Annotated in this window: 7 protein-coding genes; 4 read left to right on the forward strand and 3 right to left on the reverse strand. The window is 65.3% G+C overall.

The features are described 5' to 3' along the window. Positions 1–53: 53 nt before the first annotated feature. A complete protein-coding gene (locus AC2W7L_RS18170) occupies positions 54–2,024 on the reverse strand; it encodes a M13 family metallopeptidase (RefSeq protein ID WP_486005584.1) in 1,971 nt (656 codons plus the stop codon). A 53-nt stretch (positions 2,025–2,077) separates the two neighbouring features. Here AC2W7L_RS18170 and AC2W7L_RS18175 point away from each other — a divergent pair, with 53 nt between their 5' ends. Beyond that, entirely contained in the window at positions 2,078–2,653 is a 576-nt protein-coding gene (locus AC2W7L_RS18175; protein ID WP_486005585.1) for a low molecular weight protein-tyrosine-phosphatase, read from the forward strand. A gap of 65 nt (positions 2,654–2,718) precedes the next feature. Further along, a complete protein-coding gene (locus AC2W7L_RS18180) occupies positions 2,719–3,354 on the forward strand; it encodes a copper resistance CopC family protein (protein WP_486005586.1) in 636 nt (211 codons plus the stop codon). A gap of 277 nt (positions 3,355–3,631) precedes the next feature. Here the strand turns inward: AC2W7L_RS18180 and AC2W7L_RS18185 are convergent, their stop codons facing one another. Then, positions 3,632–4,831 carry a PQQ-dependent sugar dehydrogenase gene (locus AC2W7L_RS18185; protein WP_486005587.1) on the reverse strand — a complete coding sequence of 400 codons (1,200 nt, stop codon included), beginning with the start codon at positions 4,829–4,831 and terminating at the stop codon, positions 3,632–3,634. A gap of 194 nt (positions 4,832–5,025) precedes the next feature. Here AC2W7L_RS18185 and AC2W7L_RS18190 point away from each other — a divergent pair, with 194 nt between their 5' ends. After that, positions 5,026–6,012: an LLM class flavin-dependent oxidoreductase gene (locus tag AC2W7L_RS18190; protein WP_486005588.1), complete on the forward strand. Its 987-nt coding sequence runs from the start codon at positions 5,026–5,028 to the stop codon at positions 6,010–6,012. A 46-nt stretch (positions 6,013–6,058) separates the two neighbouring features. Here AC2W7L_RS18190 and AC2W7L_RS18195 read toward each other — a convergent pair whose 3' ends face one another. Further along, positions 6,059–7,012, reverse strand: a complete 954-nt coding sequence (locus tag AC2W7L_RS18195) for a LysR family transcriptional regulator (protein ID WP_486005589.1) — start codon at positions 7,010–7,012, stop codon at positions 6,059–6,061. 103 nt (positions 7,013–7,115) lie between these two features. Between AC2W7L_RS18195 and AC2W7L_RS18200 the strand changes: the two genes are divergently transcribed. Continuing rightward, the gene (locus tag AC2W7L_RS18200) at positions 7,116–8,873 is read left to right on the forward strand and encodes an FAD-dependent oxidoreductase (RefSeq protein WP_486005590.1); all 1,758 of its coding nucleotides are present in this window, start codon (positions 7,116–7,118) and stop codon (positions 8,871–8,873) included. Positions 8,874–9,003: the final 130 nt, after the last annotated feature.

Consider the following 9,003-nt stretch of genomic DNA (forward strand, 5'->3'; position numbering starts at 1 on the left):
CCAGCAACCTCGCGCGAGGTTGCTGGGCCGCCGTCAGGTAGTAATTGGGTGGGTTACCAGATGGTGACTCGCTGGTCGGGGGCTAAGTACATGCCGTCGGTCTCCGTCACGCCGTAGGTGTCGTGGAACGCGGTCATATTCTTCACGACCTGATTGCAGCGGAACTCCTCCGGCGAATGCGGGTCGATCGAGAGCCTGCGCACACGCTCCTCGGTGCGCATCTTCGACCGCCAGGCCTTCGCCCAGGCCTCGAAGAACGCCTTCGCCTGATCAGCCGACGGCGCCACCGGCACCCCCGGGGTGCCCGCCCGTTCGCCGAGTTCGAGCTCAAGCGCCTTCCACCCGATCGACAGACCACCGAGGTCACCGATGTTCTCACCAACAGTCAGCGCCCCGTTGACGTGCTGGTTGGCTTCGAGACCGGCAGGGACCAGCTCTTCGTACTGCGCGATGAGAGCATTCGTGCGTTCCTCGAACAGGGTCCGATCCGATTCGGTCCACCAGTCGACGAGGTTGCCGTCGCCGTCGTAGCGCGACCCCTGATCGTCGAAGCCGTGTCCGATCTCGTGGCCGATGACCGCGCCGATCGCTCCGAAGTTCGCGGCCACATCACCAGCGGCGTCGAAGAACGGCGGCTGGAGGATCGCGGCTGGGAAGACGATCTCGTTCATCACCGGGTGGTAGTAGGCGTTGACGGTCTGCGGGGTCATCAGCCATTCGGTGCGGTCGATGGGTCCGCCGATCCGCTTCACCTGTCGCACATGCTCGGCCTGCGAGCAGCGGCGTACGTTCCCGACCAGGTCGGAGGCGTCGATCGCGGCCGGGTACTCCCGCCACACGTCCGGGTAGCCGACCTTCGGAGTGAACTTCGAGAGCTTGACCAGCGCCCGCTCCTTCGTCTCCTCGCTCATCCAGTCGAGTTCGCGGATCGACTTGTCGTAGGCCTTGATGAGCATGCCCACGAGGTGATCGATCGCGTCCTTGGACGACGGCGGGAACTCAGCGGCGACGTAGAGTTTGCCCACGGCCTCACCGAGGTAGCCCTCGACGAGGCTGACCCCGCGCTTCCAGCGCTCCCGCAGGGCAGGGGTGCCGGAGAGGGTGCGGGAATTGAAGTCGAAGTTCTCCTCGACGAACTCATCCGAGAGCAGCGAAGCGGTGTCGGAGACGACGACGAAGCGCAGCCACGTCTTGATCGTCTCGATGTCGGTCTCCGCCCACACCTTCGCCATTCCCGTGACGAACGAGGGCTGGGAGACCACGAGGTACTTGAGGTCGGTCGCATCGGCGGTGAGGATGCCTAAGTAGGAGTCGAAGTCGAATTCGGGGCCGAGATCGCGCAACTCGGAGATCGAATACTTGTTGTAGGTCTTCTCCGCGTCACGGCAGGCCACACGGTCCCAGTGGTGGCGGGCGAGTTCGGTCTCGAACGCCATCACCTTGGCGGCCACCTCGGCGTCGGAGATTCCGGACTTCTCGCCGAGGCCGGCCAGGGCCGCGATCTTCTGCACGTGCGCGAGGAACTTCGCGCGCACCGCGGCGTGGTCGTCGTTGAAGTAGTAGTCCTCGTCGGGCAGGGAGATGCCGGCCTGGACGAGGTAGAGGGCGTAGACGTCGGAGTCCTTCGCATCGGCGGTGACGTACCCGCCGAGCACTCCGCCGATGCCTTCGGTCTCGAGGCGGGCGAGGGTGGCTGCGAGTTCGGACTTGTCCTCGGCGGCATCGATGGCTGCGAACGTCGAGGTCAGCGGGGCGACGCCGAGGTCGTTGATGCGCTCGACGTCCATGAACGCGGTGAACAGGTCGGCGACCTTCTGCCCTTCGGAGCCGGGTTCCTGCGGGGTGTCGGTCACGGAGGTGATGATGTCGCGGACCTTGGTCTCTGCGGTGTCGAAGAGCTCACGCATGGCTCCGTCGCCGGCACGGTCATCGGGGATCGTGAACGAGTCGATCCACTCGCCGTTGATGTGCTGGTACAGGTCATCCTGAGGCCTGATCGAGGTCTGTGAGGTTTCAGAAGTCATGGCCCCACAGTATCGTGATCAGAGCCCCGCACGCCCTGCCCGAGGAGGAACGAATGAGTCTGGCATCCGTCGTTTTCGTGTGCACCGGCAACATCTGCCGGTCCGTCACCGCTGAACGTGTGCTTGAGCATCATCTGGCCGAAGACGGCGCCGAGGCGGTCGTCGACTCCGCCGGGATCAGCGACGAGGAGGCCGGCAACCCCATCGACCCCCGTCAGGCTCGTGTGCTCGCCGCCGCCGGCTACCGCACCGACGATCATGTCGCGCGGCAGATCACGCCCGACTGGTTGGCGCAGCGCGATCTGGCGGTGGCGATGACCGCCCGCCATTATCGTGCCCTGCAGCGGATGATCGCAGACCTTCCCGCCGAGGCGGCCCCGGAGCTGCGGATGCTGCGCGAGTTCGATCCCCGGGTGGCAGGGGCGAACGAAGGTGCGGGAGCCGATGGGACCGCGGTGGCCCCCGGGAGGGCCGGCGCCGCCTCGGCAAGGGACGACATCCCCGCCCCCGACGTCGAGGATCCCTGGTACGGGGAATTCAAGGATTTCGAAGAAACACTTGAGACAATTGAAGTGTCCGTGCCGGGAATCACGGATCGTCTGCGCGCGCTGGCCGCGAAAACTCAGTGATACTGGTAGACACGAGCTTGCTGACACGACCGATATCGCAGGTACCCCTCGAAGGAGAAACTCTCATGACTCGACAGAACTGGTCCGCTCTCAGGTTGGGCTTCGCCGCCCTGCTGGTGGCTGCGATGAGCGTCTTCGCGTTCGCCCCCGCCGCCAGTGCGCATGATCAGCTGGTGTCGTCGAATCCCGAGGACGGTGCCGAACTCGATGAGCAGCCCAAATGGCTCGAGATGACCTTCTCCGGCGACATCCAGGAAGTCGGTTCCGAGGTCAAGGTCGTCGTCGATGGTAAGGACGTCTCCGCAGGTGAGCTGACCGTTGAAGGTAAGAAGCTCAGCGTTGCCCTGCCCGATGACCTCAAGCCCGGTGACTACAAGGTCACCTGGCGTGTGGTGTCGCAGGACGGTCACCCGATCTCCGGCGACTACTCGTTCGCGATCACGGACGCCGAAGGCGCCGGCGGCGAGGTCAAGGAATCGTCCGAGGAGTCGACGAAGGCCGGACTCGGCGGCGGAGTCGTCGACGAACCAGGTAAGGACACCGAGGATCGCGGCGAGATCGGCGAATCCACCGGCAGCGATTCCGGAATGTCGACGCCGATGATCGTGCTGCTCTCCGTGGGCGGCCTGGCCATCATCGTCATCGTCGTCCTGCTCATGCGTCGCAAGTCCCAGGGCCTGCCCGGCACCAAGGACAACTGAGCGAGACTGCCCACGCGGCACGTCTGACACGAGGCCCCGAACGTGAAGAGCGTTCGGGGCCTCGGTCTATTCGGTCCGTGGCGGTGGAGTCGGTGCCGCCGTTCAAGCGTGCGCTCACTTATCGGTTCGTGTACGCAGCGATAAGTGAGCTTCCGCTTGAATGAGCTTCTACTGCCGTGGGGCGGTTGCTCATTCAAGCAATAGCGCGGATATGCCTAGGTGCAGCGGCTGATAAGTGCGCTCACGCTTGATCGAATCGCCGCTGACGCCGTCGTCGTCAGGGCGTGAAGCGCAGTAATCGGTCGTCGGCCGCACTGGGGTCTCCGCGGCCGTCGGTGTTGTTCGTCAGCACGAGCAGCGAACCGTCGGGCGCCTCGACCACATCGCGCAGCCGGCCATGCTCGCCGGTCCACAGCTCCGACGACGACTTCAGGTCGGCCAGCGGCACCTGGTGCAGGCGCTCACCGCGCAGTCCGGCAATGAGGATGCTGTCATCGGTGACGGCCAATCCGCTGGGGCTCGCTTCATCGGGCGTCCACTGCTGCACCGGGTCGATGAAGTCGCCCGAGCCGTTATCGGTGCCGTCGCTGCCACCCGAACTAGTGCCATCGCCGTTGCCACCAGCAATGCCCTCAACTTCGGCCCACCCGTAGTTGCCTCCGGCTTCGATGATGTTGAGCTCATCCCACGTGTCCTGCCCGAACTCCGAGGCGTACATCTTGCCGTCGTCATCCCATCCGATGCCCTGCGGATTTCGGTGCCCCATGCTGTAGACGAGCGAATCGCCGAAGGGATTGTCATCCGGAATCTCGCCCTCGGGAGTCATGCGCAGAATCTTTCCCGACAGCGCCTCCTCATCCTGCGCACTGCTGCGATCGCCCGTATCGCCGAGCGTGGCATAGAGCATCCCATCAGGCCCGAACGCCAACCGTCCGCCGTTGTGGAAGTTCGCGGTCGGCAGTCCATCGAGGATCGTTGCCTCCTCACCCAATGACAGATCCCCCGCCTCGCCGAGGAGGTCGAACCGGACGATCCGATTCTCCGTCCCAGCGGCGAAGAAGGCATAGAGACGGTTATCGTCAACGGCGAGACCGTGCAGACCGGCTTCACCAGAGGCCGAGACACCGTCGATCCGGCCGACCTCACGAACGTCCCCACCAGCAGAGACTTCGAGGATGCGACCCGAGTTGCGTTCGCTGACCAGTGGCGTCTGCCCGACGAAGGCGATCGACCATGGGGATTCGAGGCCGGTAGCCACGACCTCGGGAGAGTCCGCGCCAGGCGCAGACGACGTTTGAGATCGAGCCCCGGAAGATCTGGAATCAGCACCCGCCGAGGCGGCCCCCGGACCTGACCCGTCCGGATCGGCGGTCTCACCGGAATCCGAATCAGAGGAGCAGGCAGGAAGAACGACGGCGAGAGATACCGCGGCACCGGTAAGTAGGCGTCCGGCTCGGCGCTGGGAGGAGGTGCTCATACTCTCTCCTTCATTGGGGAGTCCGGTGGACCAAGACTAACCGTGGCCTGCCCGAAAACTGAACCTCTTGCCGGCAAATAGGACCGCCTGCTCAGGAATAGAACCGTCTGCCCGGACTGTTGCCTCGAGTAACTGGAATTTCTGCGACTGCGTTTTCCGGCCGCACCACGCGCTTACCGAAGGAGACCCCTACCGTGTCCGTTCCGTTGAATATCCTCGATCTCGTCTCCATCAGGGAAGGCTCCACCGCACACGAAGGCATAGCCGAATCGATGACGTCGGCGAAGCTGGCCGACGAGCTGGGATATAAGCGCCTGTGGTTCGCCGAACACCACAACACGATGGGCCTGGCCGCCAGCGCCACGGCCCTGCTGATCTCACAGGCCGCCTCGGTGACGGAGAAGATCCGGGTCGGATCCGGTGGTGTCATGCTGCCCAACCACGCCCCGCTCATGGTCGCCGAACAGTACGGGACGCTCGCGAACATCCACGGGCCGCGCATCGACCTGGGCCTCGGACGCGCACCCGGCACGGACGGGATGACCGCGCAGGCGCTCGCCCGGTCCTCGGCCGAACCACAGGACTTCGCACAGAACATCTATGACATGCAGGGTTGGTTCTCCGAGGCGGGGCAGGCGCACACCATGCCGATCAAGTCCGCGGTCTCGGCGGGGATGAACGTGCCCATCTGGGTGCTCGGATCGACGATGAACGGCGCCTCGATCGCCGGCCAGCTGGGCCTGCCGTTCTCCCTGGCCTCGCACTTCGCACCCGACCAGATCGACATCGCAATCAAGACCTACCGCGATTCCTTCACCACCGACGCGCCCACCGCGCAGATCGACGAACCCTACGTCATGGCCGGGATCAACGTCATGGTCGCCGACACCGACGCCGAGGCGGCCCGCCAGTTCACCTCGGTGCAGCAGATGTTCAATGACATGCGCACCGGCCGTCGCCGCAATCTGCAGCCCCCGGTCGACCCGGCCGAGATCTATGCGCAGGGCGGGACCAGCCCGATGCTGTCCATCAGCGCCGTCGGTTCGCCGGATACGGCGACCGCGCAGATGGCTGAGTTCGTCGAGCGCACCGGTGCCGATGAGCTCATCACCGTTACCTACGCCTATGACCCCGATGTGCAGCGCGAGTCCCTGCGACTGCTCGCCGACGCCTGGTTCTGAGGTTCGGAGCCGTGTCCGCGTGGCGGCGCGCTGAGCTGGGAACTGCCTACTCCAGCACCCGGACATAGTCGGAGAGGTCGGGTTCGACGTCGGTGAGCGTGCGGGCTGTGGACAGGACCGTCGACTCCATCGCCGAGGCGGCCCTGGTCGCCCGCACGTCCGCGCGCTTAGCGAGGCTGACCGTGCGAGGCAGGCGCGGATCGACCAGCGGCACCGAATCCAACCGGGGCCGGTCGACGAGGACCATCGCCGGGACGATCGCGACCCCGAGACCACGCTCGACGAAGCGCAGAGCCGCATCCATCTCCACCCCCTCGACGACGACTCGTGGTATCAGGCCGGCTGAGTCGAACGCTGCAGAAGTCGCCTCCCTGAGGTCGTAACCGTGATGGAACAGGACCTGGGGTCGGTCGGCCACCTCGGCGAGCGTGATCCGATCGGTCTGCGCACGGTCCGAGGTGAGCAGGTCGGAACCGGCGGCGGCGATGACGACGAGATCCTCGGCAAGGATCCCGCGCAGGCTGAGCCTCGGCATCTGCGGGGCGAGGTCGAAGGTGCGGGTGATGAGCGCGAGGTCGAGCTCGCCGCCGGCCAGAGATTCGATGAGCTCCCGGGACCCCTTCTCCACGAGCTCGAGTTCGACGCCGGGGTGGGCGGTGTGGAACCGGCTGATCGTCTCGGCCACGAGGCTCACGCACAGGGTCGGGGTCGCACCCAACCGGACGCGGCCGCGCCGCAGACCGGCGAGCTCATCCATGTCACGGCGGATCGCCTCGGCGTCGGCGAGCATGCGCTTCGCCGTCGGCAGCAGCGTCGCCCCGGCATCGGTGAGCGTGATGTGACCATGCGCGCGGTGGAAAAGCTCGGCTCCGAGCTCCTTCTCCAGCGTCGAGATCTGTCGCGACAGGGAGGGCTGGGCCAAGTGGAGCGTCGCGGCGGCTTTCGTGAAATGGCCGGTGGCGGCCACCTCGGCGAAGCTTCTCAGCTGTTCGAGGTTCATGATCGGTCTCCATGCAGGTCAGACATGGCAATAGTGTATCGCTATCGACTTGACTCAAACAATGCATTGGACGTATGGAACGGGCGGTTCCATAGTGGAATTCATGAACACCACACAGGGCGGATCCCGCCGAAAAGAACACTCCATCTCCACCTCGGTGCTGGTCATCGGAGCCGGCGGATCGGGTCTGCGGGCCGCGATCGAGGTCGCCGAATCCGGCGCCGACGTCCTCGCTGTCGGCAAACGGCCGAAGGAGGACGCCCACACCTCGCTGGCAGCCGGCGGCATCAACGCGGCCCTGGCGACGATGGACCCGGACGACACCTGGCAGCAGCACGCGGCCGACACGATCAAGGAATCCTATGACCTCGCCAACCCCCGCACCGTCGAGATCGTCACCCAGGGAGCAGCCGAAGGCATCGCTGACCTGGAGCGATATGGAATGGACTTCGCGAAGGAGGACGACGGTCGGATCTCTCAGCGCTTCTTCGGCGCCCACACCTGGCGCCGTACCGCTTTCGCCGGCGACTACACGGGGCTGGAAATCCAGCGCACCCTCATTCGTCGCGCCGAAGCCCTAGACATCCCGATCCTCGACCGCGTCTACATCACGAAACTGCTCGTCGCCGACGGCCGCATCTTCGGCGCCTTCGGTTTCGACGTCATCGACGGCACCGGCTACCGAATCTACGCCGACGCCGTCATCCTCGCCGCCGGCGGACACAACCGGATCTGGCGACGCACCTCCTCACGTCGGGACGAGAACACCGGTGACTCCTTCCGCCTGGCTGTCGAGGCCGGCGCTCGACTGCGCGATGCCGAACTCGTCCAGTTCCACCCCTCGGGCATCATCGAACCCGAGAACGCGGCCGGCACCCTCGTCTCCGAAGCGGCCCGCGGTGAAGGCGGAATCCTGCGCAACGGCCTGGGGGAGCGGTTCATGGAACGCTACGACCCACAGCGCATGGAACTCTCCACCCGCGACCGGGTGGCGCTCGCCGCCTATACGGAGATCGCCGAGGGGCGCGGCACCGAGAACGGGGGAGTGTGGCTCGACGTCTCCCACCTGCCGCGCGAGACCATCATGAACCGGCTGCCGCGGGTGTTCCAGACGCTCATGGAAACCCAGATGCTCGACATCACGGCCTCGCCGATCGAGATCGCCCCGACCGCGCACTATTCGATGGGCGGAGTGTGGGTCGACCCGGTCGACCACAGCACCGATGTCGAAGGATTGTGGGCGATCGGTGAGGCGTCGTCCGGTCTGCACGGGGCGAACCGGTTGGGCGGGAATTCGCTCATCGAACTCCTCGTCTTCGGTCGGATCGTCGGTCGGTCAGCCGTTGCATACTCCGATTCGTTGGAGGCTCAGGTGCGGTCGCACGCTACGGTGGACGAGGCCCGGGCGGAGATCTCCGATCTGCTGGCCTCCGAGGGCACGGAGAACGTGCGGGCCCTGCAACGCGAGGTCCGTAACCTCATGACCGAGCACGCCGGAGTCGTCCGTGACGAGGCCGGACTGCTCGCCGGTCTGGAGAAGCTCGCCGGGATCGAGGCGCGGATGGCTGATGTCGGCATCCACCCCGATATCGCCGGGTTCGCCGACCTCGCACACGCCTTCGACCTCAAGTCCTCGGTGCTCGCGGCACGGGCGACGCTCGAATGTGCGCTGGAGCGTCGGGAGACCCGCGGCTGCCATAACCGCAGCGACTACCCGGAACTGGACCCGAACCTGCAGGTCAATTTGGTCTGGTCTCCGTCGGTCGGAGTCGTCCGCGAGTCGATCCCTGCAGTTTCGGCGGACGTCGCGGCGCTCATGCACACCGGTGAAATCAGCCAAGAAGGCAAACTCGTCGAATAATTGCTACCTGACGGCCGCAGTCGCGAGGTGGAGGATCATCATGATGGCGGGGAACATGAGCACGAACAGGTTGCCGACCTTGACCGAGGTTTCGGTCAGAGCACGGTTGGCATCGGCATAGCGGTCGGTT

Source organism: Brevibacterium sp. LAARM3_SD1 (assembly GCF_057364765.1).

Excerpts from the sequence above, each read along its gene's own strand:
- AC2W7L_RS18200 (WP_486005590.1), top strand. The coding sequence starts at position 7,116 with ATGAACACCACACAGGGCGGATCCCGCCGAAAAGAACACTCCATCTCC.
- AC2W7L_RS18195 (WP_486005589.1), bottom strand. The coding sequence starts at position 7,012 with ATGAACCTCGAACAGCTGAGAAGCTTCGCCGAGGTGGCCGCCACCGGC.
- AC2W7L_RS18175 (WP_486005585.1), top strand. The coding sequence starts at position 2,078 with ATGAGTCTGGCATCCGTCGTTTTCGTGTGCACCGGCAACATCTGCCGG.
- AC2W7L_RS18170 (WP_486005584.1), bottom strand. The coding sequence starts at position 2,024 with ATGACTTCTGAAACCTCACAGACCTCGATCAGGCCTCAGGATGACCTG.
- AC2W7L_RS18185 (WP_486005587.1), bottom strand. The coding sequence starts at position 4,831 with ATGAGCACCTCCTCCCAGCGCCGAGCCGGACGCCTACTTACCGGTGCC.
- AC2W7L_RS18180 (WP_486005586.1), top strand. The coding sequence starts at position 2,719 with ATGACTCGACAGAACTGGTCCGCTCTCAGGTTGGGCTTCGCCGCCCTG.